Here is a 22,841-nt window from a genome sequence, read left to right on the forward strand (position 1 = left end):
TCATTTACGCAAGTTATTATTGCGAAAAAGGCTATTCTTATGCAAACCCTTGCTCGTCTATTTGGCCAATCTCCATTTGCTCCTTTACAAGCTCATTTAGAGATGGTGGTCTCCTGCGTGGAATACATGCTTCCTATATTCACTGCTCTCCGAGATGGGGAATACGAAGAATTATTAGAAATGGCAAAACTTGTTTCTGATAAAGAGTATCAAGCAGATTGTATAAAAAATGATATGCGCAACCATCTTCCTGCGGGATTATTTATGCCGATATCTCGAGCAGGAATTCTGGAAATTATTTCTATACAAGATAGTATAGCTGATACTGCTGAAGATGTTGCTATCTTATTAACCATCAGACGATTAAACTTTTATCCATCTATGGAAACGCTTTTTTTCCGATTTTTGGAAAAAAATCTAGAAGCTTTTGAGTTAACTACAACACTACTACATGAATTTAACCAATTGCTTGAAAGTTCGTTTGGAGGAAGGAAGGCAGATAAAGCTCGCTTGCTTGTGGGGCGTGTCGCTAAATCTGAACATGAATCGGATGTTTTGCAACGTGAACTTATGCAAGTATTGTTTTCTGATGATTTTATAATTCCTGAAAAAGAATTTTATCTTTGGTTACAAGTAATTCGACGAACCGCGGGAATCTCAGATAGTTCTGAAAAGCTCGCACATAGAATTAATATGACCCTAGAAGAAAAGTAATAATCGCATGCTTCCTTTAATCATTTTTGTTCTTCTATGTGGCTTCTATACTTCTTGGAATATAGGAGCTAATGATGTCGCTAACGCTGTAGGTCCTAGTGTAGGGTCTGGAGTCCTGACATTGCGACAGGCTGTGATCATTGCTGCTATTTTTGAATTTTTTGGAGCCCTACTGCTTGGAGATCGTGTTGCAGGAACCATAGAAAGTAGTATCGTTTCTGTAACCAACCCCATGATCGCCTCTGGAGATTATATGTATGGTATGACAGCAGCGTTATTGGCAACAGGCGTATGGCTGCAGCTTGCATCTTTTTTTGGTTGGCCAGTCTCGACGACGCATTCTATAGTTGGAGCTGTTATTGGCTTTGGGCTAGTACTTGGTAAGGGAACTATAATTTACTGGAATTCGGTAGGCATTATTTTAATTAGCTGGATTCTTTCTCCCTTCATGGGAGGGTGTGTTGCTTACCTGATCTTTTCCTTCATTCGGAGACATATCTTTTATAAGAACGATCCTGTTCTTGCGATGGTCCGTGTTGCACCATTTTTAGCTGCTTTGGTGATTATGACTTTGGGAGCTGTGATGATCTCTGGAGGCGTGATTCGCACTGTTTCTCCGATGCCCTGGGTCGTGAGTGGGATTGTACTTTGTGGAGTTATAAGTTATCTCATTACTTTTTACTATGTCCATACCAAGCACTGCTCCTATATTGCAGATACACCAAAAAAGGGCAGTCTTACCTATCGTCTAAAAGAACGAGGAGGGAATTATGGAAGAAAGTACCTTGTTGTAGAAAGAATCTTTGCCTACCTACAGATTATCGTAGCTTGCTTTATGGCTTTTGCTCACGGATCTAACGATGTTGCTAATGCAATAGCTCCTGTAGCTGGAGTATTGCGTCAGGCATATCCTGCTTCCTATACGTCGTATACATTGGTTGGCCTGATGGCCTTTGGAGGAATAGGTTTAGTTATAGGCCTTGCGATTTGGGGATGGCGTGTTATAGAAACTGTAGGATGTAAAATTACAGAGTTAACCCCGTCTCGAGGGTTTTCTGTTGGAATGGGCTCAGCATTAACAATTGCTTTAGCTTCTATTTTAGGACTTCCTGTATCGACAACACATGTTGTTGTTGGTGCTGTTTTAGGAATAGGTTTAGCACGGGGAATTCGTGCTATTAACTTAAACATTATCAAAGATATTGTACTCTCCTGGTTTATTACTCTTCCTGCAGGAGCTTTACTATCCATACTCTTTTTCTTTGCTTTAAGAGCTTTATTCCATTAAAAATAAGAAAAATCAAAGTATAGGTTCTTGAGGATATGGATAAGCTAACAGTACAAGATCTTTCCCCCGAAGGAAAAAAAGTCCTCGTACGTGTAGACTTCAACGTCCCTATGAAAGATGGAAAGATCCTTGATGATATTCGTATTCGTAGTGCGATGCCTACAATCAATTATCTACTTAAGAAACACGCTGCGGTTATCTTAATGAGCCATTTGGGACGACCTAAAGGACAAGGATTTGAAGAGGAATACTCTCTTCAACCTGTTGTTGATGTTCTGGAAGGGTACTTAGGACATCATGTGCCGCTCGCCCCAGATTGTGTTGGAGAGGTTGCACGTCAAGCTGTGGCACAGCTTTCTTCTGGTAGAGTTTTGCTGCTTGAAAACTTACGTTTTCAAGCAGGAGAAGAGCATCCAGAAAAGGATCCTACATTTGCTGCAGAACTGTCTTCATATGGTGATTTCTATGTAAACGATGCTTTTGGCACTTCGCATAGAAAACATGCTTCAGTATACGTAGTGCCCCAAGCTTTCCCAGGTAGAGCAGCAGCAGGCTTGCTTATGGAAAAAGAACTGGAATTTTTAGGTAGGCACCTACTTACCTCTCCTAAACGACCCTTTACTGCGATTCTCGGAGGAGCTAAAGTTTCTTCTAAAATTGGAGTTATAGAGGCTCTACTGAATCAAGTAGACTACCTCCTGTTAGCTGGAGGTATGGGATTTACTTTTCTAAAAGCCTTAGGAAAATCTATAGGGAACTCTCTGTTTGAAGAGTCTGCTTTGGATCTTGCTAGAAATGTATTGAAAATTGCTAAAAGTCGTAATGTTACTATAGTTTTACCTAGCGATGTGCAAGCAGCAGAAAATCTCCAATCTAAGGAATATTCTATTATTTCTATAGATCAAGGTATCCCTCCGCATCTTGAAGGCCTCGATATTGGACCTAAAACAATCGAAGAATTTACCCGTATTGTAGACCAATCAGCTACTGTATTTTGGAACGGCCCTGTTGGTGTCTATGAGGTCCCTCCTTTTGATGAAGGATCTATTGCGATAGCGAATACTTTGGGCAACCATCCGTCGGCTATTACTGTTGTCGGTGGGGGAGATGCCGCAGCTGTAGTTGCCTTGGCAGGCTGCTCTACCAAAGTCTCTCATGTTTCTACGGGAGGAGGGGCTTCCTTGGAGTTTTTAGAACGAGGCTTACTTCCTGGTACTGAGGTTTTATCTCCAGGTAAAAGCTAATGATCTTTCAAATCAACATGTAAGCTTATAATGTGTTATGGGAGTTCTATCTTATTGCTGTTCAAACAAAAGCAGTAGATCTTTTAATCTCTTTCTTTTAAATCGGAACCTCTTCCCATAGTTAAACTATCTTTTAACCACGCTCTAAACTTTTGTCGCAAAAATGTCTCTTGAGAGCTGTACCCCCTTTTAACCCTTCAGCTCGTATTGAGATTCTGTGTTTATTACTTTTATATCGATATCTTCTTGATTGTTAGAATTTTTTAGAATAAAAAGTTTTTATATTTTATTAGTTTAATTAACTTTTTATTTGAAAAATTGTTTTTATATATTCATTTTTTATTTTAATATAGATAGATATATGGAATAACAATGAGGGAAAATTATTATGTCTATTACCCCTTCAGGAAGAAAACCTGGTGATGATTCCTGGATGCCAGAAAATAATTCGGATAAAGAATCCGACACAAGCTCCAGCTCTAGTTCTAGTCCAAATTTAGGTGAGCATAGGGTGTCAGTTGATACAGGCTCTCAGGGCTCTATGGAGGATAAGATAAAGAAATTAGAGGCGCATTTTGGGGCTCAAGGCGGTATGCGCCATCCTCAAGGACCTGGTGGGGGTCGTCGTCCTCCCAGGGCTCCAGTTCCTCCCAGGGCTCCAGTTCCTTCTAGAGCTCCACTTTCTTCGGGCGATGATAGCGATAGTGAGAGATCGTCTGTTGATACAAGTTCTCACGGCAACGTAACTAGTTTGAGAGAGAAGTTAAAGGCGCATTTTGGGGAAAGCGGTGTTCCCAGCCCTGAAAAACCCAAGGTTTCTTCTAAGCCTCCACTTCCTCCTAAACCTCCAGTTTCTTCGAGTGATGATAGCGACAGTGATAGTGAGAGATCGTCAGTTGATACAAGTTCTCAGGGCTCTATGGAGGAAAGGAAACAGAAATTAGAGGCGTATTTTGGGTCACGAGGGGGTATGCGCTCTCCTTCAGCACCTGGGAAGGCTCCAGTTCCTCCTAAACCCCCAGTTTCTTCTGAACCTCAGTCTAAACCTTCGCTTCCTCCTAAACCCTCAGTTTCTTCTGGACTTCAGTCTAAACCTTCACTTCCTCCTAAACCCCCAGTTTCTTCTGGACCTCAGTCTAAACCTCCACTTCCTCCTAAACCCCCAGTTTCTTCTGGACCTCAGTCTAAACCTCCACTTCCTCCTAAACCCCCACTTCCTCCTAAACCTCCAGCATCATGAGGACCAGATACGACAACTTGATAAGGTGGCTTTATCCCAAGTAGGAAATGGCCTCCTAGGCAACCATCCTTCGGCTATTACCGTTTTCGGTGCGGGAGATGGCGCAGTTTTGGTTGCCTTAGCAGGCTTTTCTACAAGGATTTCTGGTATTTCTACTGGAGGAGGGGCTTCTTAAGAGTTTCTAGAGCAGAAGCTATTCTCTGGTATAGAAGTTTTATCTCCCTCAACAAGTTAAATACCTCTTAAATCAGCATATAAATTTAAGGATATGTTTTGAACCATCGCGTTGTTATTCGAACAAAATCAGAAGTTCTTTACCACGTGAGCATTATATTCCAACCTCTCTCGAGGCTGTTGTTGCAAGTATGTATTGAGAGTTTCGTTCTCTTTTAGTTCTTCAATTCGTATTTAAATTCTATATTTCTTTGCATCTATCTTCTTGATTATTAGGAGTTTTCAGAATTTAAAATTATAAATTTAAATCAATAGTTATTTTTTGAAAATTATTTATATATTATTAGTTTATTTTTTAAAATAAACTAATATATAGAATAATAAATAAGGAAAATTATTATGGCTATCGGTCCCTCAGGAAGAAAGCCCCATGATGATTTCTGGATGCCAGAAAATAATTCGAATAAAGAATCCGATACAAGCTCCAGCTCTAGTTCTAGTCCAAATTTAGGTAGACACAGAGTATCTAGATCGTCAGTCGATATGAGTTCTCAGGGCAGCATAGAGAGTTTGAGAGAAAAGTTATCCCGCCACTTTGGAGCAGGAAATTTGCCTACGCCTGTAGGACCTACGCGGTCTCCTTCGCGTCCAACATCTCCGCCTCCCCTAACAAGTGGGGCTCGTCCTAAGACTTCTCAAACGAGTCCCAAGCCTGCACCTCCTCCTAGACCCCCACTTCCTTCGCGTCCAACATCTCCGCCTCCCCTAACAAGTGGGGCTCGTCCTAAGACTTCTCAAACGAGTCCCAAGCCTGTACCTCCTCCTAGACCTCCACTTCCTTCGCGTCCAACATCTCCGTCCCTAACAAGTGGGGCTCGTCCTAAGACTTCAGCTTCTCAGCCCTCTAAAAGAAGTAGGTCAGGCCAAGCAAGCGGACTTTCTCGTGGTTTTAATTTAGAGCAACTTAAGGCAGACTTAAAGGAAGTAGCTAAAAATCAGACTCAAACTCGAGAAAAACTTAACAAGATATCTGAAGAAATAAAGTCGCAGTGGATGAATTGGGATGAGAATATGCCAGCAAACTACCAAGTACACGGTTACAATGTTTTGCTAAAGACTCTTATGACTATCCGTAACGAGCAGGCTGAGAAAATAATAGAAAATCAGCAAGAAAAGCTCCCAGTATTAGTCAATACAGGTCTAGTCATGCTGGACGATATGGTTCAAGGGGCATTATATAACGCAACAACATTTAAGATCAGAGAGGAGAAAGACGGTTCGTCGATGCAACTACTTACTGTCTTGGCTGTAGAAGGGCCTCTACTAGCTTCCTCCGAATCTATCAAGAACTATCTACGAAATAGAGCAGTGGATCTTGGCTTGGATGTTAAAAATCCTGCGATAAAAGGGATAATCAAGACTGTTGGAAATTCTATGGATTTGATGCGTAGCCAGCATCCTGAACATATGCCTGCGGTATGGGACCATTTAGCATACCGGTTGCTTGGAGCTGTAATTGAGATGAAGACTAAAACGACAATCTACAACATCAAAAAAGTTGACTTGCGTGAAGTATCTAACATGACAAGATCTTCGAGAAAAAAGTTGAAGGTTATGAAAGATTTATCGACATCAGTATGGTGCAATGCAATGGCAGTTCTAATAGGAGATCTTTTTAACTACGGAGATCATTGATTAAATCGGAACGCCTATATCTGACTATAATGATGACCGCAGTGCCCCATACCAGATTCTCTAAAAGAGGGCTCGACAGAAGAATACAGGTCAGGTATTGAAAACGCGTTCTTCAAGTTATAAAAACAATAGCAGATAGAAGCAATTCCATCAGAGAGTATGAATAGCAATTTAAATCGCGGACCCTATGATAGAGTGGAATAGGAAGCTCGAGCAACGTAGGAACTACAATGCTGATATGTGTCTGGAACATGGTAGACGGGTTTGGAAGAATACTAAAATGAAGCGTTCTCTTCAGTGAATATCATTTTCTATGTGATACATTCGCGTACGTTTGGAAGCTATGTGACTCTTTAAGAAAAGCGTAGAGCCACCTCATTTTCCTAATTTAGAAGTTACATCTACTTCATTTCGTAGCTTTTGCTATCATCTATTTTTAAAGCTTTACTCTTTTATATCGGCAAGATCCGCTTCTTTAGATCTTTGCTGGTCTAGGTCCGATAAGTCTATAAACTGCAGTTACTTTTCCTTGATTACTCGACATGGGTCGCTGGGTGGAGTTCGAAAAGAACGAACTTTAAAGTGATCGAAAGCACATGTCCTAGGGAACCATCTTTCAGCTACTATCTTTCTAGCTGGAGATGGAGTTGGTATGGTTGCCTTAGAAGGTTGTTTTACGAGAGGCTCGCATGTGTCTAATGGAGGAGCCCTGTTGGAATTTTTAGAGCTAGGCTGCCTTCCTGGTACTGAAATTTTTTCTCCAGAAAAAAGTAAATTCCCTCGTAAATCAACACCTAAATTTATGGTTCGAAAGAATTTAAGATTATTTCTCTTCAGATATAAAGTAATGGATCTTGTGATTTCTGCCTTTCAAATGCGGAGTCCCTGACTGTGCATTATATTCTAACCTCTCGCTCCAGGCTATTATCGCAAAAATATGTATGGAGAATTTCGCTCTCTTTTAATTCTTCAAGTCGTATCTAAATTATACGTCTTAGAAGCCTTATCTTCTTGGTTATTAGAAATTTTTAGATTAGAAAATCTTTTCTAGATCAGAAATAGATTAATTATAATTTTTTGAATTAACAGTATTTTTGTTTGAAAATATTTATATATAATTAATTTAAGTTTTAAAATTAATTAAACAAATAGAAACAAAAAAAGAAGATTATAATGTCAGTCAATCCTTCAGGAAATAAAGATAGTCTCTGGATTCCAGGGGCTCATGATCAGCATCCCGATGTTCAAAATTCTGGAGTTTCAAGTACCAACCTGGGAACTCATAGTGTGACTAGCTCGGGGGGAGGTTCGAACTTTTTACAAAGAATGCGAAGAATAGTATCCCGGTTTTTCGGTGGTGAGTCGGCGAGAGTTCAATCAGAAAAAAAGAGCTTAGAGGCTCCTGTAACACCGAAGCCTTTATCATTGTCAGATGTGGGAGGAGATGCTCGTGCTACTGAAGGAGCTGCTAAGGGCTTAATTAAACACGGATACCAAGAAGGAAAAAAGGTGGATACCCCAAGCGTTCGAACTTTTTCAACAACAGGAGCTCGTCCTTCGCGTCCAGCACCTCCGCCTCCTTCAACAACAGGAGCTCGTCCTTCGCGTCCAGCACCTCCGCCTCCTTCAACAACAGGAGCTCGTCCTAAGCGTCCAGCACCTCCGCCTCCTTCAACAACAGGAGCTCGTCCTTCGCGTCCAGCACCTCCGCCTCCTTCAACAACAGGAACTCGTGCTAAGCCTCCCCTTCCTCCGAAGCCTTCGCTTCCTCCACGTCCAGCATCCCAATCTCCTAAGGGGATTCTGAAACAGCCTGGGCAGCAGAAATCTTCTGGAAAGCGGGTCAGCTGGTCGGACGAAGATTAAATCGAGTCGCCGAGTCCTCATTTCAGCTGTAATAGAGGAATCCTACAGGCACGCCATCTCAGAGGGTGCCTGTTTTTCTCTGCTTGTTTTGACATGGTAGAACTTAAGTGTGGTTGTTGGCATGCATTTTGTTGCGATTCCAAAGGAATTTAATATGAATATTATCTGCCTTAGTAAGTAAGATTTTATAATTCAGCAATTTATTTAATTGTTAATTATTAATTAATTTAAAAAGTTTATATCTAATTATTTTTATTTTTTAAAATTAATTAAATAAAAAAATAAAAATAAAGTAGAGAAGAGACGATGTCAGTCAATCCTTCAGGTGGAAGATCAAATGATTCATGGCTTGGAGGAGCTCAGGGCAGTAATCCTGGTGCTCAGCGTCTTCTAGCCTCAAGCTCAAATCTTGGTGCTCACGGAGTAACTACATCAACCTCAAAGCCGCAAGTAGAGGGTAGAGCGCAACGGATATGGTCCCAGGTAAAACAGTTCTTTCAAGGAAAAACTTCGACATCATCCTCTTCTCAGAGTGTAGGAGGATCTACACGGCCTATGCGTCCGCCACCTCCACCTCCTCCAACAGGAGGGGCTCGTTCTAGGACTCCAGCAACTCATGGTAAGGGTCAAGCGCCTCAGCCTCCTAGGGGGCAATCGCGGCGTCCGCCACCTCCACCTCCTCCAACAGGAGGGGCTCGTTCTAGGACTCCAGCAACTCATGGTAAGGGTCAAGCGCCTCAGCCTCCTACGGGGCAATCGCGGCGTCCGCTACCCCCACCTCCTTCAACAGGAGGGGTTCGTTCTAGGACTCCAGCAACTCATAGTAAGGGTCAAGCGCCTCAGCCTCCTACGGGGCAATCGCGGCGTCCGCTACCCCCACCTCCTTCAACAGGAGGGGCTCGTTCTAGGACTCCAGTAGTAACTCATGGTAAGGGTCAAGCACCCCAGCCTCCCACTCAACAGCAAAGTCCTTCTATGAGTCCTGGATTAGTGAATCTTGTCCAGGGCCTCAAGGAAGCAGTAAAAAGTCAGGCTGAGTCCAAACAAACGCAGCTTGCAAATGTATCCAGCACGATAAGATCAAACTGGACTAATTGGGAAAGTAATGAAAATCCAAATTATATAACCCACGGTTACCGTGTGGTTCTTGGTGCTTTAGAGCAGACATACAAAGAGCAAAGCGGTGGGATCGAGGGGACTGGGGGTTCAGCACCACTCCCGCAAGCAGTGGGTTTAGCTAAGGAGGCTGTGACTAGGGCAGTTAGATCGGCGGTTAAGAATTTAGAACGTCCTGGGCCAGGAAATCCTCCTGATGGTGTATTCATGCAGGCACTTGTTAGCTTGACTTTGGAAGGACCTACATTAGCCTCTGGAGAATCGATTGAAAACTTTTTAGAAAGTAGGATTGGAGATTTCGGTAGAGACGATAGCAATACTGATTATACAAACGATGTGTCTAGTTTGGGAAAAGCTTTGGATCGGGTACGTCAAAATCATCCTGGTGAAATGCCTCGAGTGTGGATGGCATTAGTACGAGAACTTACCCCTGCCGTACGCTCTCACGCTAATTCAGTGCGAGTCGAAAATGCAGGCCAGGTCCAAACTCGTGCGGCGGTCCAGATGACCAATACATCTAACCGATTGCTCACTGCCATGAAAGATTTATCTCTTGGAGGATGGGCGACTACAATGACAATTTTAATTGGAGATCTTTTTGATGAATAATAAAGAACAAAGCTTTGTTATGGAGTAGTTAGTAGATGGGAGCGCCTATATCTAGCGATGATGGTGACCGCAATACGATATCGGATCCTTTAGAAGAGGGTGCCGCCGAAGAGGGGGATTCGGATATAGAAGATCGGGTATCGGAAAGTGCTGCCCAGGTTATAGAAACAATAGCCGATACGGGCATTCCAGAAGCAACTCCATCTGAGGGTACGAACAGCGATTTAAATAGCGACCTTGTTGATAGAGTAGAATATGAAGTTCGGGGAAGCTTATTAACCACAATGCTTGCTCGGATTCGTAAAGCAGTATCGCAGATTTGGAAGAATATCAAAACAAAACGTCATCCAGGAGGCGCAGGATTGCGTCCTTCGGGAGAGACGGCTCGCAACCTTCTCCAAGCTACTCAACTACCCAAAGAAACCGTAGAACCTCCCTATTTTTATGCTTTAGAAACCGCACTCGCTTCATGTCGCAGCTTTTTCTTTCATGTATTTTTAAGGTTATTTTCTCTTTTACGTCGTCAACACCCAGAAGCTCCTTTAGACCTTTGCGGTACAGATCCTATAAGTCCAGAAGCTGCAGTTGCATTTGCTTTAATTTTACGTTCTTGCTGCAAGTGGGTTGCTATGGATGCAGTTCAAGAAGGACTGCCTTTAGAAGTGATCGAAGAAGCAGGAATTTATAACGCTTTTTCTTTAGAAGCTACAACAACAGTGGAAGAAGTCTCTAGAAGTCTCTCCGAACTATTATACTCAGATAAACGTATCGATGGGCTAGCTAACGTCCGCGGGCTTACTAAGATTATCACTTCGCCTTACTTAGGAGCAGGGCAGTGCGTAAGCGTTATTGATAACCTAAAAGCATATGATCTTGGCCGTAACTATACTCAGGTAGTTGCATGTGCATCTCAAATCGATGAATTTGCTGATAAAGGAGAGAACGAAGCTCTTGTTATGAAAGACATACTCTATCTAGTACGTCAAGATCGAAGCAAGGAGCTTGGAGACTTTTTAATGATGTGGTCGGAAGAGCACTCCTCAGAAGTAAACTACGATGTCGTCCTTGCTATCTTAGAAGTCAATTTACCTATCTTAGAAGAAGACTATCGTTCACATCCCTTAGCATATCAGAAAAAATTAAACTATGTGATTTGTCAGTTTTTCTGTAGTGAGCGTCTGACATCAATAGAGCCCAAAGACTAGTGTTAAGGACTTTTTTTATAAAAGTTATCGTTGTTAACGATTATCTCTAGAGCACCTTCGGGAAACAAAAATGATGCAATAATATTTCTCCTGAAGAATAAAACAGAAAAAAGCTCTAGGTACAGCTTTCTATGATCTTAGATTTTCAATTTTCTATAGGATATTATCTACGGGTGCTTGAACTTGCTATTAGGGATGGCACGCGTATATTAGCATATGATAAAAAACGACTTCTCTTAGATGCATGGCCTGTCAATGAACCCTTACCCTCCAACTATGATACGAGCTTATCTACGATTCGTCAGGTAATTCACGAGTTGTTTTCCTGGTCAGCGATTTCTTATTCGATCTCCAGTCGACTTTTGGCGATTATCGAACTGCGCTTGCATGAAGAAAAACCCCAAACAGGGTTGTTGTATCGGTTGTTCTTTCCCTCTAAGTACCTCATCAAAAAAGCTATTGTAGATAAACTTTATATGTTTAAGTCTTTGATTCTTTTTGAGTCCAAGCGTCCTGTGGATAAAATTGTGCAGGCCGCAAATCAGGTGTTCTCTAAAGGGAAAAGTAACTTTTCCTCATGGGAAGATTTTACTCATGAGGTCAAGGTCTCAGAAACTCAGACGCCACTGGTTGAAGGAGTGAAAGAAAGACTCGTGGTAGACGCATCTTTACAAATGATGGTAGAAGCATTAACGACTTTACTTGAAGGACATACTGCGTATCTTCCTTTAAGTTTAGAACTGTTAAACCAATTTGTAGGAGAAAAAGCAAAACCTTTAATAACGCTATCGGAAAAGGGCTACGCGTTGTTAAGCGAGCTTATGCATCTTTTTTCTTTGAGCACAGAGGATTTTCAAACGATTATTATGGGTATTCTCTCTGACTCTCTACCCGAGGTGTTGGCCAACTCTCTTATGGGGAATCAGCCTTTGACATCTCAAGGTAAGGCTTTCGTAGGTCTATGGGAAGAGACTTTATTAACTTCCCCTGACGATTCTAAATTAGCATTGGGATTTCTTGCAGAAGTGTTGCGGAAAGCAATTTTAGAAACGAGACTACATTTATGTAAGTCCGACAACACAACTCCTGAGGAAATTGGTAATATTTATAGTATTCGAGATCAGAACTTCACCTTGTGGAACAAAATGATTAAAATGTTACTGATGCGCTGGTTGTTAGATCACGATATAGATCTCGGTAAAGCCTTAAGAAAAGCAACCGAGTACTATAATCCTTCTCCTTCTTTTTGGAGACAGTTTCTGAGATTATGGCAGCATCGCCCATAATAAATATTTTTCATATGCAAAGAGATATTTTTATTTTATAGTCGAAGATATTTTCCAAGCAAAATAGGTGCTGACGAGGTATACTGTACGTCATTATGGTTCCTTTTCGTCAGCATCACGCATATCAGCTCTTGAAGCAGCTACATACCTCTGCAATTTCAGAAGCAGATAGAGTTTCCTATTACTTTAAACAAAACCGTTCTTTAGGGTCCAAGGATCGTCAGTGGATTCAAAATATTATTTTTAATATTTTGCGTCATCGCCGTCTTCTTGAAACTTTAATTCTGGACTCAGGAGAACAAGTCACCCCAGAAACTCTCGTTGCTAAAGTAGAAGAAGGGCTTTTAGAAAATTTAGATTCCTATACGGCGCTTCCTTGGCCTGTGCGCTACTCTATATCTGATGATCTTGCCTACTTTTTAACCCAAGATTATGGGGAAGAGCAGGCAGAGCAACTTGCTAAGGTATGGTTAACGGAAGCTCCTATCACAATTCGTGTTAATACAGATAAAATCTCCGTCAAAGAACTCCAACAGAGTTTAGAATACCCAAGTTACTCTGGAGGGCTTCCTGAAACCCTCCATTTTTTCAAACGCCATCCCTTGCATTCTACAGAAGCATTTCGTCGTGGATTTTTTGAAGTCCAAGATGAAAACTCTCAAAAAATTACTCAGGACATCTCACTAACAGACAAAGATATCGTCTTGGATTTTTGTGCAGGAGCAGGAGGTAAAAGCCTTATCTTGGCACAGAAAGCAAAACACGTTGTGATCAATGACAGTCGTAAAGCTGTTTTACAAAATGCTAAGCATCGTTTATTGCGCGCTGGAATGAGGAATTTTTCTTTAGCGGATCAACTACGTTTAGGGTCGTTTGCTGTAGTTGTTGTAGATGCTCCTTGTTCTGGAACTGGAGTTTTCCGACGTCATCCCGAACATAAGTGGCAATTTTCTAAAAAATTGTTATTAAACTATGTGCGAGTACAAAAAAGTCTATTAAAACAGGCTAGTGCTTATGTTGGACCTCGCGGACGACTTGTCTACATTACTTGTTCTCTTTTAAAAATAGAAAACGAATCTCATGTTGCCTATATGCATTCTTTGGGTTGGAAAGAAGTCCGAAGAAAAACACTTCCTTTACAAGCAGGTAAAGGAGACGGTTTCTTCGCTTCGCACTTTCAAAAAATATAGAGCAGAGGCTTTCCAAAGAGCTTGAATTTTTCCAAAGTAATAAAATGCCGAAGCTTTTTTGGTTCCAAGGGTTTTAAAGATTTTCTAAATACCTACTTTAGAACTGAAACTTTTTCCTTTAAGAATAAAAAAGAGACCCGATCACGGATTGTTGTCTCTAAGAAGTTTCCAAAACGATCGTGTTCCCCTGAAAATTGTTGGAACTGCACTAAGATAAACATCAAATGATGGGGATTGTCCCAAATTTCTTCTCGGTTTAAGGCAGTAGATACTTCTTTTAGAAAATAGTGGTATGCTTTTGATTCTGTAGATTTTCCCCAAGAGCCCAAAGAAAATAAAAAAGAAATTAGGGAATCATTTTTAGGATTGAGTGTCTGTGCATAGCCCGAAGAAGTGGAAATGAAGACAAATAGACAACAAAGTAATGTGCGCATAAGGGATTCTTTTTCTCTTTAAAAACATAATGAATCTTACATAAAAGATTGCTTTTCTATAACTTAAAAGAAAGAGTTATATTTTGGAATAGTATCTCAATTTTTTGCGTTTGCGGTGCTTTCGGATTCGAAAGTAAACCACAAGCATGGTTATAGAAAGATAGGTTCTATAAGATGTTGCTAAACGCTTAAGATAGATTTTCCAAGGCCTAACGGTGCATTCGAGACGACAGGGTGCGTAGAAAGGTTGTGAAGAAATTTTCTTGCCCTCCTCGTCATAAAAAACCCAATGTCCAAGAAGATCACCTTCTGCAATAGGGAAGGCATGTGCATGCCCAATGAAAGATACAGAAAGGGGTTCTCGATCTTCAGAGGCATAGAAGTCATAATATACTCCCTCAGGAAGAGGGCAAGAAAGCGTTCCTAGGTTCGCAATTTCTAACTGTAGATGTTTAGAGGGGGGAACCAGCTCTTTTCTCAATAGCGGCTCGTTAAATACAGTTTCACATAGAGCAACGACATCCTGGTAGAGGTCACTCACAGGGCTTGAATATCCTGTTGCAATAGTCACCAAAAGCCGGTTGTTTTTTTCAGCAGCCATAATTAGGTTTTTCCCTGCAGTCTTGGTAGTCCCTGTTTTTCCTCCTAAAGCTGGGGGATAGTAATAGGGAGAACCTGGGATAATCAGTTTGTTGGTAGGAGAAAGTATTCGTTCAGCATGAAGGTTTGTAGCCGCTATTTTATAGCTTGTCGTGGCAATGATCTCTCGAAATTGAGGTTCTTTCAGGGCACAACGCATGATGCTAATAAGATCACGGGTCGTGGTATAGTGGTTGGGATGGTGTAACCCATGCGGATTATTAAAATGGGTGTTGAAGCAACCAACTTCTTCCTTTAAGAAGAAATTAAGCTTATCCATAAACTTCTCTACGGAGTCGCAACACGCCATAGCTAAGACATTAGCAGCATCATTTGCAGAACATATCAGCAAGGCACGGAATAAGTCCCAACCTAAAAGCTCTTCTCTAAGATGGAGTTGCATTGTAGATCCATCAGTTTCTAACCAGTGGGGAGGACTACGATATCCTGATTGTTTTTTTGCTTGCGGAGTGATGGAAGCGATCGCGTCTTGTTTTACTCTAATGAGATTGTCTAAGACTGTGGGGTAGTGCTTTAAGATAAAGAGCGCGGTTGCAATTTTAGTCATGCTGGCAGGATAGATCACAGCATCTATGTCTTTATCATAGAATATCTTCCCAGAATTGGCATGAATAACAGCGGCTGTAGTTCCGCGTACTTCTGGGAAAGAGAGTCCCGCATGTAAAGATAGCGATGCACAAGATCCGTACAAGATGATGCATAGACAGTTAAAAAAAGGTCTTTTCATATACGGACTTTTGATTGTTTATTACTTACGTTATTAGGAAACTCAGGTGAATAGAAAGGACTTGACGGCTCTGAAAATAAAGAATTACCATAAATCAGAGGAAATATACTATGAGTTTGGATTTTTTCGAGGAGTTCTATCGCCAGTCAATACTCAATAGAGAGACGTCTTTCCCTGAAGGATACTTAAATATTTCTGAAATACTATCACATCCTCATTGTACCGATGCTACCACTGATTTTCTCTGTAGTCAGTCTGACAACGATTTCATTATTGCAGAATCTAAAGATAAACTCACATTATTTAACGCTGATTTTGCTATTTGGCTCGTTCCTGAGCTTGTGCAAGGACAAGCTGTAACTCGAGGATACATCGCTGTTTCCCATGAAAAAGGAAGATATGCTCCAGAAATGGCCTTCGAAGCTTCTGGACAATATAATCAGTCAGCGCTTATTCTCGAAGCTCTACAGTTATATCTTAAGGAAATTAAAGATACGGAAGATGCTTTGCGTTCTTTCCGCTTTAATAATGATCTCTAGGAGTGCTAACTATTGTGCATTTTTAAATGCACAATATTGTAACGATCCTCACGAGTATAAAGAAATTCGTCAACAGAACTTTTAGCAAGAAAAATCCCTAAGCCTCCTAGTTTACGTTGTTCTAGGGGAAGATCTTCCTGGATGTTTATTGAAACACTAAGAGGGTTGAAAGAAGGCCCATGGTCTTTAATCATAACTTCTAAGTCGCCTCTATGCGAACTGCAGGAAATGGTAATCGTTCCTGGAGAATTTTCTCCCCGATAAGCATAGGAAATGATATTCACCAAAAGCTCTTCACAAGCAAGCTCAAGCTTTAACAATTTCTCCTGAGGGAACTTAGATTGTTTCCCTGCATGTTTGATTACGTCCAACATGCTATGAAGTTCACTAAGTACTGCAGGAAAAACAGTTTCTCCTTCAAAAGAGGTCATAGTATACCTGTTGAACAATCATCTCAGCTAGGCGTACCGATACTATACGGCGAGCACTTTTTATGGCTTCACTATGCATTTCAAATTGGCCTAAAGCAAATTCATGAGCGTTTGCTGTTCCTAAGTCAGGCTCAAAGTCAAAGTCTACAGATTCTCGAGCAACACATTGGTCTATAAGAACCTCTCCCGTGTGGTTATTGATAAGCTGTACTTTTGCAGATAGCGATAGTCTACCTTCATTAGAAACTATAAAATGCCTCTGAGTCTTGTCTCCGAGTTTATTTGGGGCATACGTAAAACCTATATTCTCGTCAATAGCATTCAAAGGCTCTATTTTAAGAGTGTAGCCTGCACAAGAACTCCTTCCAGAAATAGGAAAAGAACGCTTACTTAGCTCATAAGTTAAAGCTGAAGTTAGCTGACCATGAGGATCTTCTTTTATAGGGGCAATGAAAATTCCTTCATGCAATAGAGACTTGCCTAAAGGTGACAAGTTGTAAGGAGCGTTTAAAATAGAATAACCACAGCATGATGAAAGTGCTAGAGAAAAAAAGAGATAAATCGTGCCTAAAGGAAATAATCTCATATTGATTTTTATCTTAGGAAGTATGCTTAGAGATTCTATCTAGACGCTTTTGACATTTAGCCACTAAGAGAGTGTCTGGGTAGTTTGTGATCGCAGTGCGGTAATAAATATTGGCAGCCTCTCCTTTTTTCTTCTTCTCGTAGAAACGACCTGTGGCATACAAGCCTCGGGCATAATGTTCCCGCATAGCCCCAACATTAGCAGAGACAGCTGCATTCAATGGATGGTTAGGATGCTGCTTTTTCATTGCCTCCTCATTCAGTTTCGCAAAATGAAGATATTGAATATTGTGGGGCTCTTTCTTGGCTTGCTGCAAATAGATTTCTGATAAACGTACAAACGCCTCTGAAGATAGAATATGCAAAGGAAATTGCAACGTCAGTTTTTTTAAAGTCTTGGTTGCTTCTGTAAGATCTTTTTTTACAATAAGCAACTCGGCTTTGCTGTAAAGCGCTTGAGCTCCTAGGTCTTTACTAGGAAATGCTGTCAGAATCTCATCATAAATGCGCAAGGCATCTTCATCCGCATTTGCTATTTTTGGGAAACCCTCTAATGAGAAAAGACGTTTACGTTTGCCTTGAGCAAATCTTTGTGCAATCGCGTATTTCATCTGAAAAAACTCTTCAGAATACTCTGCATCAGGACGTTGTAAATAAGCTGCAAATGCCTTATCTGCTAAATCTGGGTGATCTTGCTTGAAATAACAGACTCCTAAAAGATACTGTGCTTGACTACATAAGATGTGCTCAGGAAAGTGATGCGTAATGATACCAAAACATAGTAAAGATTTTCTAAAATTTCCTTTTTTAAAGAATGCCTGTCCCTGAGAAAAATATTCTTCTGCGGAGTGCTTAGGCTCAAAACGTTGGAGGGAGAGCTTTCCTGAAAAAGGCTCAAAAGAGACAGGTTTTGCATCGCACCCAATAGATATGAGAACAAGAAGAAGTGGAACGTATAATAGAAATTTCATAATTAGACAGGGGCTTGTAACAACAAAATGTCATCATAAAAAAGAAAAACAGAATTTGTCAAATGCCTTGTTTTTGTTTTATTTATAACTTGTTGTTTTTTTTATTTGATAAAACATTTTTTTATTGTGTAAAATATAAAAAAGGTAATTTATGAAGAAATTAATTCTATATTTTGGTGCTTTTGCTATTTCTCTTTTTTGCGGTGTTTTTTTATGGGATCGCGTTCCCTGCGCACAAAAGATTATGCAGCTTGCCGCTGACCATAGTTCAGAAGTATTTTCTAAAAGCTGCCGTTTTATACGAAAAATTTCAGGATTTGAAGAACTACAAGTTTTTGAACGTCACGTTTCTCCAGAGCAGACCTTGGCATTGTTCCCAGAATATCGTGAAGGCAAGTCTTTTATAGATTTAATATTCATCCCCCATACCCTGATGCACGTACGCTTCTCTAAAGAAGAACCAGTCAAAAAACATATCATCAGCCAGGAAGGAGAAATCCTTTGGAGCCTAGTCAATGGTGAAATGGTATTGCACACAGGGACTTGGACATGTTCTAAGGGATTTCGAGAGTGCCTTCTTCTTCATGCTGGTAAGCAAGATATGCGTGTCATACAAACGCTAGCTGCCTTAGGAGGAGCCACATCCCGGGAATCTCTAGCACAAGCTTTATCCCTAAGAAATATCCGTGCAGATCGAGTGATTAAAGAGTGTCAGAAGAAAAAACTTATCTTTACTTCAGGAAATCAAATAGGGACGCACTTCCAACAGCTCCAGCCAATCAAAGGTTGTACAACAACACTGAATAGCAATCCTGTATGGTTGCAAAAACCACGTAATGCAGCAGTTTTCCCTGCGCAGTATTCTGAAGATCGTGTGCGTCATTTAGTAAAGATGATCTTCGGGGATAACTTTTTAATTGTACGTAGCTCAATTGTTTATGTGCCTGTCTATAAGATATCACTAGTTTCCGCAGATAATAGTATCCGTGTTGAATACATCAATGCAGTCACTGGAAAACCTTTTCAAGATATATAAACGCTCTTGTGCCAGAGGCTACCAATGAATTTCTATCACTTAGGGCTTACAATGCTGAAGAGGATCCGCAAGCACTAACCCTCAAACCAGAGGATGTCACACGGTAATCACTCGCACAGGAAGGTGAGCAATTGCCAGCTCTTGACGGAGTTCTTCAATATTTTCAGAAACAAAATACGCATCATCAGGAGAAATCGAGGCAACTCTTTCATTGTCCTGAGTAAAAACTAATACTAATGTCCGTGAGCCAGGATGCCTTTGCACGATTTTCTTTAAGATACATAAATGACTATGGCGAAGTTCATTGAGATCTAAAGATAGGGTCAGAGGTGCCGAAGCTCGTGTTTGCGCATTCTCATTAGGTTTATGCCCTTTGGTTTTGGTCTCTTTGCCAGAGCCTTGCATTGTAAATGACATTTTTTGCACCTGATTTTTTATTCTATCAAAAGCTTGATCACACTCATAAATAATGTTTTCATTAATAACAGAAAAATCTTTCATCCAACGACAAGAAATACGTAGAGAATCGCTGCGTTTATCTAAAACAAGAATAGCATAAATGAGACGATCTTCCTCTAACAATTCTTGTTGTTCTTCATACATATCGGGCCAAATAGGCAGTTCATAAGCATCCAAGCCGTCACTAACACGAAGCACAGCAAATTTTTTCTGCGCTTTTGATGAAATTTTAGTCGTTATCTTATCAATAATAAAAATTGTACGGACTACAGAGCCATGAGGTAAATTTTCAAATTCCCCAGCAAGAACTACAGAAAGACGAGAAAGATGATCTCGAACAGCATCCATAGGATGCTCTGTAAGATAAATTCCTAAGAGCTCTTTTTCTTTTTTTAAGATCTCCTTCTTAGAGCGAATCGGAATCTCTTTAGGCAGACAAATAGGCACTTCATTTTTTTCATGCATTGTTCCTAAAGCAAAGAAAGTCATCACTCCAGATGCAGCCTCTTTCTTATCTTTGGCAATAGCTTCGTAGAGAGGCTCTACAGATGCCAAGATCAAATCCCGGTTAGAATCAAAGCAATCAAAACAACCCGCATCAATTAAACTTTCTATATTTTTTTTTGAAACTTTCTTCAAATCAGAACGTTGGATGAAGTCTCTGATGCTTTGATAAGGACCATGACGATCTCTCTCTTCTACAATGCTCTCAATTAAACCTCGCCCAATCCCTTTGATGGCTCCCATAGCAAAGCGTATCCCCTCATTCGTAGCTACAAAATGATTGCTAGAGACATTGATATCAGGAGGAAGAATCGGGATTCCCATACTCTGAGCCTCTCGGATAAGTTTCCCCACCTTCTCAATATCGTCAGAATCACAGGTAAGTAAAGCTGCGAGCCATTCTTTAGGATAATTTGCTTTGAGGTACGCTGTAGTATAGGTAATCAAGCCATAGGCAGCAGCATGGGATTTGTTAAAGCCATAGGCAGCAAACTTCTCCATCTTATCAAAGATTACAGTAGCTAATTCTGGATCTATACCGTTATTGCACGCTCGTCTACAGAACTTTTCGCGCTCCTGCTCCATTTGTTGGAAATCTTTCTTCCCCATAGCACGTCGTAAAACGTCACCCTCACCAAGAGAATAACTTGCTAATGCCCCTGCAATCTGCATCACTTGTTCTTGGTAAACCATAATTCCATAAGTTTCCTTAAGGATAGATTCCATTAGGGGATGGTCGTATTCTATGATTTCTTTGCCATGCTTGCGGCTAATAAAAGAAGGAATCATATCCATAGGACCAGGACGATATAAAGCACCCATAGCAATGATTTCTTCAAAGAGGTCAGGACGTAGGTTTTTAGCCAGCTCTTGCATGCCCTTCGATTCCATTTGAAATATCCCCATGGTCTTCCCCTGATGTAAAAGAGAAAATGTAGTGGCGTCATCTAAGGGTAGCGTTGCCATGGTTAGCGATTGGCCAGTTTTCTTTTCAATTGCGGACATCGCGATATTGATACTGGTTAAAGTCTTTAATCCTAACAAGTCGACCTTAAGCATTCCAACACTCTCTACGGGTTTCATAGAATATTGTGTTGTAATCATTGTGGAGTCTTTAGAAATACAAATAGGAATGTGATTTGTCAGTTGGTCTCCACAAATAATCACACCAGCAGCATGGACCCCAGTATTCCGTATCGAACCTTCTAAGCAAAGTGCCGTATCAATAACTTGTGCAGATTCAGTATCATTAATATAAAGCTGATAGAGGTCAGGATCTGTTTCTAAAGCTTTGGATAACGTCGTATTTAAATCTGGAATGTGTTTAGCAATGTGGTTCACTTTAGATAAGGCCATGTCTAAAGTTCTCCCTACATCTTTGACAGCCATTTTGGCTTTCATAGTTCCAAAAGTAATGATTTGAGCTACATTATCTTTACCATGACGTTCAATTGCATAATTAATCACACGTTCACGGCCCGCCATGCAAATATCAATGTCGATGTCAGGGTAAGACAAACGTTCAGGATTGATAAATCTCTCAAAGAATAAATCAAATCGTATGGGTTCAATTTCTGTGATCCCTAACAAAAATAATAATACGGATCCAGCTCCTGAACCTCTTCCTGGACCCACAGGAATGCCGTTCGCTTTCGCCCAATGAATAATGTCCCAAACAATCAAAAGATAATCACACATTCCTTTAGGAATGATGATGGTCATCTCCATCTCCATCCTTTCTTTGACAATATCTATAGGGTTGCGAGTCGGAAATTTTTTAGCGATATGTGAAAGAACTTCAGGAGAGTATTTCTTAGTCAAACTTTCTTCAGCCAGTTGCCTTAAGAAGGCTGCAGAAGCTTGATAACGGTCTTCCTCAGTATAGTTGTCCAAGGATTTTAAAGACTCAGGAACATAGATAGGGTAATGCTTTTTTGAGAAATCAAAAGTAAAATTACATCGCTTGGCAACTTCTAATGTGTTAGAAATTACCTCAGGAGTATCTTTAAATAACTCTGCCATCTGCGCAGGAGATTTAAAATAGTACTCTCGACTACGATAGACCTTGCGTTTAGGATTGGGGATGTAAGTGTTCTGTTTCGCAATCCGTACGGTCTCCCCAGACTGGACATTCAAAAGGATTTCGTGAGCTTGCCAATCCTCTGGATTGATATAATGCATGTCATTCGTAGCTACAGTAGGAATCCCTAAGCTTTTGCTTGCTTCTAATACCGCGATATTGACTGTAATTTGTTTTTCAATGAGAGAGTAGTATTCTTGTTTTAACCATTCTTCTCCAAAGTCCGCAATGCTTTCTTCGGACATCTTATGTAGTTGTACTTCTGTAAAATAATCATCTTTGAATAGGTCTTGAAACCATTGCAATTCAAGAACAAGAGCTTCCTGAGATTTTAAGGCAGCTTCCGATACAGAACTAGATAAACAACCAGATAGACAGATTAAACCCTCGGAGTATTGTTTCAGAAGATCCTTATCTATCCGGGGAAAGTAATAGAAACCCTCTGTAAATGCTAGGGAGGTTAAAACACAAAGGTTGCGATACCCTTGTTCATTTTTACATAATAAGATGAGATGGTGTGCCGCTCGGCTGCGCTTCTCTTTTTTTTTATCAAAACGAGATCCAGGAGCAATATAACACTCGCAGCCAATAATAGGCTTAATGCCTTTTTGAGCGCATTCTTTATAAAAATCAACAGCTCCATAAAGATTTCCGTGGTCTGTTAGAGCCAGAGCAGGAATTTCAAATTCCTGCCCTTTTGCAACAAAATCTTTGATGGAGCTCATTGCATCAAGAACAGAATATTGAGAATGACAGTGAAGAGGTACCCAGGTCAAAAAAAATCCTCA

The 22,841-nt window shown here is 40.6% G+C and carries 19 protein-coding genes; 13 read left to right on the plus strand and 6 right to left on the minus strand.

Annotation, left to right across the window (positions count from 1 at the left end; all coding sequences use genetic code 11):
- Positions 1 to 39 precede the first annotated feature (39 nt).
- From CMV32_RS03010 to CMV32_RS03060, 11 genes are all read left to right on the plus strand, one after another.
- Entirely contained in the window at positions 40 to 714 is a 675-nt protein-coding gene (locus tag CMV32_RS03010) for a TIGR00153 family protein (protein ID WP_100934459.1), read from the plus strand.
- A 7-nt stretch (positions 715 to 721) separates the two neighbouring features.
- Positions 722 to 2,002 (plus strand): inorganic phosphate transporter, encoded by a 1,281-nt coding sequence (locus CMV32_RS03015; protein ID WP_100934460.1) that lies wholly within the window; start codon positions 722 to 724, stop codon positions 2,000 to 2,002.
- Between the two features lie 35 nt (positions 2,003 to 2,037).
- Positions 2,038 to 3,246 (plus strand): phosphoglycerate kinase, encoded by a 1,209-nt coding sequence (locus CMV32_RS03020; protein WP_100934461.1) that lies wholly within the window; start codon positions 2,038 to 2,040, stop codon positions 3,244 to 3,246.
- A 388-nt stretch (positions 3,247 to 3,634) separates the two neighbouring features.
- The gene (locus CMV32_RS03025) at positions 3,635 to 4,486 is read left to right on the plus strand and encodes a hypothetical protein (RefSeq protein WP_100934462.1); all 852 of its coding nucleotides are present in this window, start codon (positions 3,635 to 3,637) and stop codon (positions 4,484 to 4,486) included.
- Between the two features lie 25 nt (positions 4,487 to 4,511).
- A complete protein-coding gene (locus CMV32_RS05465; RefSeq protein ID WP_192940642.1) occupies positions 4,512 to 4,661 on the plus strand; it encodes a hypothetical protein in 150 nt (49 codons plus the stop codon).
- A gap of 398 nt (positions 4,662 to 5,059) precedes the next feature.
- Positions 5,060 to 6,355 (plus strand): SemD/SinC family type III secretion system effector, encoded by a 1,296-nt coding sequence (gene semD / locus CMV32_RS03030; protein WP_100934463.1) that lies wholly within the window; start codon positions 5,060 to 5,062, stop codon positions 6,353 to 6,355.
- Positions 6,356 to 7,528: 1,173 nt separating this feature from the next.
- The gene (locus CMV32_RS05690; RefSeq protein WP_100934465.1) at positions 7,529 to 8,221 is read left to right on the plus strand and encodes a hypothetical protein; all 693 of its coding nucleotides are present in this window, start codon (positions 7,529 to 7,531) and stop codon (positions 8,219 to 8,221) included.
- 306 nt (positions 8,222 to 8,527) lie between these two features.
- Entirely contained in the window at positions 8,528 to 9,946 is a 1,419-nt protein-coding gene (gene semD / locus CMV32_RS03045) for a SemD/SinC family type III secretion system effector (protein WP_100934466.1), read from the plus strand.
- 35 nt (positions 9,947 to 9,981) lie between these two features.
- Positions 9,982 to 11,151 (plus strand): TmeB family type III secretion system effector, encoded by a 1,170-nt coding sequence (locus CMV32_RS03050; protein ID WP_100934467.1) that lies wholly within the window; start codon positions 9,982 to 9,984, stop codon positions 11,149 to 11,151.
- 131 nt (positions 11,152 to 11,282) lie between these two features.
- On the plus strand, positions 11,283 to 12,437 hold the full coding sequence (locus CMV32_RS03055) for an aldo-keto reductase family protein (protein WP_100934468.1): 1,155 nt from the start codon (positions 11,283 to 11,285) through the stop codon (positions 12,435 to 12,437).
- Positions 12,438 to 12,532: 95 nt separating this feature from the next.
- The gene (locus tag CMV32_RS03060) at positions 12,533 to 13,627 is read left to right on the plus strand and encodes an RsmB/NOP family class I SAM-dependent RNA methyltransferase (protein ID WP_100934469.1); all 1,095 of its coding nucleotides are present in this window, start codon (positions 12,533 to 12,535) and stop codon (positions 13,625 to 13,627) included.
- Positions 13,628 to 13,719: 92 nt separating this feature from the next.
- Here the strand turns inward: CMV32_RS03060 and CMV32_RS05470 are convergent, their stop codons facing one another.
- Positions 13,720 to 14,061, minus strand: a complete 342-nt coding sequence (locus CMV32_RS05470; RefSeq protein ID WP_192940651.1) for a hypothetical protein — start codon at positions 14,059 to 14,061, stop codon at positions 13,720 to 13,722.
- 76 nt (positions 14,062 to 14,137) lie between these two features.
- Positions 14,138 to 15,448, minus strand: a complete 1,311-nt coding sequence (locus CMV32_RS03070; protein ID WP_100934470.1) for a D-alanyl-D-alanine carboxypeptidase family protein — start codon at positions 15,446 to 15,448, stop codon at positions 14,138 to 14,140.
- Positions 15,449 to 15,558: 110 nt separating this feature from the next.
- Between CMV32_RS03070 and CMV32_RS03075 the strand changes: the two genes are divergently transcribed.
- Positions 15,559 to 15,987 (plus strand): hypothetical protein, encoded by a 429-nt coding sequence (locus CMV32_RS03075; RefSeq protein ID WP_100934471.1) that lies wholly within the window; start codon positions 15,559 to 15,561, stop codon positions 15,985 to 15,987.
- Between the two features lie 5 nt (positions 15,988 to 15,992).
- Here CMV32_RS03075 and CMV32_RS03080 read toward each other — a convergent pair whose 3' ends face one another.
- The 3 genes from CMV32_RS03080 to CMV32_RS03090 are packed head-to-tail and all read right to left on the minus strand — an operon-like array spanning position 15,993 to position 17,974.
- The gene (locus CMV32_RS03080; protein ID WP_100934472.1) at positions 15,993 to 16,418 is read right to left on the minus strand and encodes an ATP-binding protein; all 426 of its coding nucleotides are present in this window, start codon (positions 16,416 to 16,418) and stop codon (positions 15,993 to 15,995) included.
- Positions 16,405 to 17,004 carry an LPS assembly lipoprotein LptE gene (locus CMV32_RS03085; protein WP_100934473.1) on the minus strand — a complete coding sequence of 200 codons (600 nt, stop codon included), beginning with the start codon at positions 17,002 to 17,004 and terminating at the stop codon, positions 16,405 to 16,407. Before CMV32_RS03085 ends, CMV32_RS03080 begins: the two co-directional genes overlap by 14 nt.
- 13 nt (positions 17,005 to 17,017) lie before the next feature.
- Positions 17,018 to 17,974, minus strand: a complete 957-nt coding sequence (locus CMV32_RS03090; protein WP_100934474.1) for a tetratricopeptide repeat protein — start codon at positions 17,972 to 17,974, stop codon at positions 17,018 to 17,020.
- Positions 17,975 to 18,125: 151 nt separating this feature from the next.
- On the opposite strand from CMV32_RS03090, the gene CMV32_RS03095 reads away from it, so the two are divergent.
- Complete coding sequence (locus tag CMV32_RS03095) at positions 18,126 to 19,010, plus strand: hypothetical protein (protein WP_100934475.1); 885 nt, start codon at positions 18,126 to 18,128, stop codon at positions 19,008 to 19,010.
- Between the two features lie 96 nt (positions 19,011 to 19,106).
- Here CMV32_RS03095 and dnaE read toward each other — a convergent pair whose 3' ends face one another.
- Positions 19,107 to 22,829, minus strand: coding sequence for a DNA polymerase III subunit alpha (gene dnaE / locus CMV32_RS03100; protein WP_100934476.1), 3,723 nt, complete (start codon positions 22,827 to 22,829; stop codon positions 19,107 to 19,109).
- Positions 22,830 to 22,841 lie beyond the last annotated feature (12 nt).

The sequence above is a fragment of the Candidatus Chlamydia corallus genome, assembly GCF_002817655.1.
Classification (GTDB): domain Bacteria; phylum Chlamydiota; class Chlamydiia; order Chlamydiales; family Chlamydiaceae; genus Chlamydia; species Chlamydia corallus.

What these genes read in the sequence shown, in the direction of transcription:
- CMV32_RS03010 (WP_100934459.1), top strand. Translation starts at nt 40, where the DNA reads ATGCAAACCCTTGCTCGTCTATTTGGCCAATCTCCATTTGCTCCTTTA.
- CMV32_RS03015 (WP_100934460.1), top strand. Translation starts at nt 722, where the DNA reads ATGCTTCCTTTAATCATTTTTGTTCTTCTATGTGGCTTCTATACTTCT.
- CMV32_RS03020 (WP_100934461.1), top strand. Translation starts at nt 2,038, where the DNA reads ATGGATAAGCTAACAGTACAAGATCTTTCCCCCGAAGGAAAAAAAGTC.
- CMV32_RS03025 (WP_100934462.1), top strand. Translation starts at nt 3,635, where the DNA reads ATGTCTATTACCCCTTCAGGAAGAAAACCTGGTGATGATTCCTGGATG.
- semD (WP_100934463.1), top strand. Translation starts at nt 5,060, where the DNA reads ATGGCTATCGGTCCCTCAGGAAGAAAGCCCCATGATGATTTCTGGATG.
- CMV32_RS05690 (WP_100934465.1), top strand. Translation starts at nt 7,529, where the DNA reads ATGTCAGTCAATCCTTCAGGAAATAAAGATAGTCTCTGGATTCCAGGG.
- semD (WP_100934466.1), top strand. Translation starts at nt 8,528, where the DNA reads ATGTCAGTCAATCCTTCAGGTGGAAGATCAAATGATTCATGGCTTGGA.
- CMV32_RS03050 (WP_100934467.1), top strand. Translation starts at nt 9,982, where the DNA reads ATGGGAGCGCCTATATCTAGCGATGATGGTGACCGCAATACGATATCG.
- CMV32_RS03055 (WP_100934468.1), top strand. Translation starts at nt 11,283, where the DNA reads ATGATCTTAGATTTTCAATTTTCTATAGGATATTATCTACGGGTGCTT.
- CMV32_RS03060 (WP_100934469.1), top strand. Translation starts at nt 12,533, where the DNA reads ATGGTTCCTTTTCGTCAGCATCACGCATATCAGCTCTTGAAGCAGCTA.
- CMV32_RS05470 (WP_192940651.1), bottom strand. Translation starts at nt 14,061, where the DNA reads ATGCGCACATTACTTTGTTGTCTATTTGTCTTCATTTCCACTTCTTCG.
- CMV32_RS03070 (WP_100934470.1), bottom strand. Translation starts at nt 15,448, where the DNA reads ATGAAAAGACCTTTTTTTAACTGTCTATGCATCATCTTGTACGGATCT.
- CMV32_RS03075 (WP_100934471.1), top strand. Translation starts at nt 15,559, where the DNA reads ATGAGTTTGGATTTTTTCGAGGAGTTCTATCGCCAGTCAATACTCAAT.
- CMV32_RS03080 (WP_100934472.1), bottom strand. Translation starts at nt 16,418, where the DNA reads ATGACCTCTTTTGAAGGAGAAACTGTTTTTCCTGCAGTACTTAGTGAA.
- CMV32_RS03085 (WP_100934473.1), bottom strand. Translation starts at nt 17,004, where the DNA reads ATGAGATTATTTCCTTTAGGCACGATTTATCTCTTTTTTTCTCTAGCA.
- CMV32_RS03090 (WP_100934474.1), bottom strand. Translation starts at nt 17,974, where the DNA reads ATGAAATTTCTATTATACGTTCCACTTCTTCTTGTTCTCATATCTATT.
- CMV32_RS03095 (WP_100934475.1), top strand. Translation starts at nt 18,126, where the DNA reads ATGAAGAAATTAATTCTATATTTTGGTGCTTTTGCTATTTCTCTTTTT.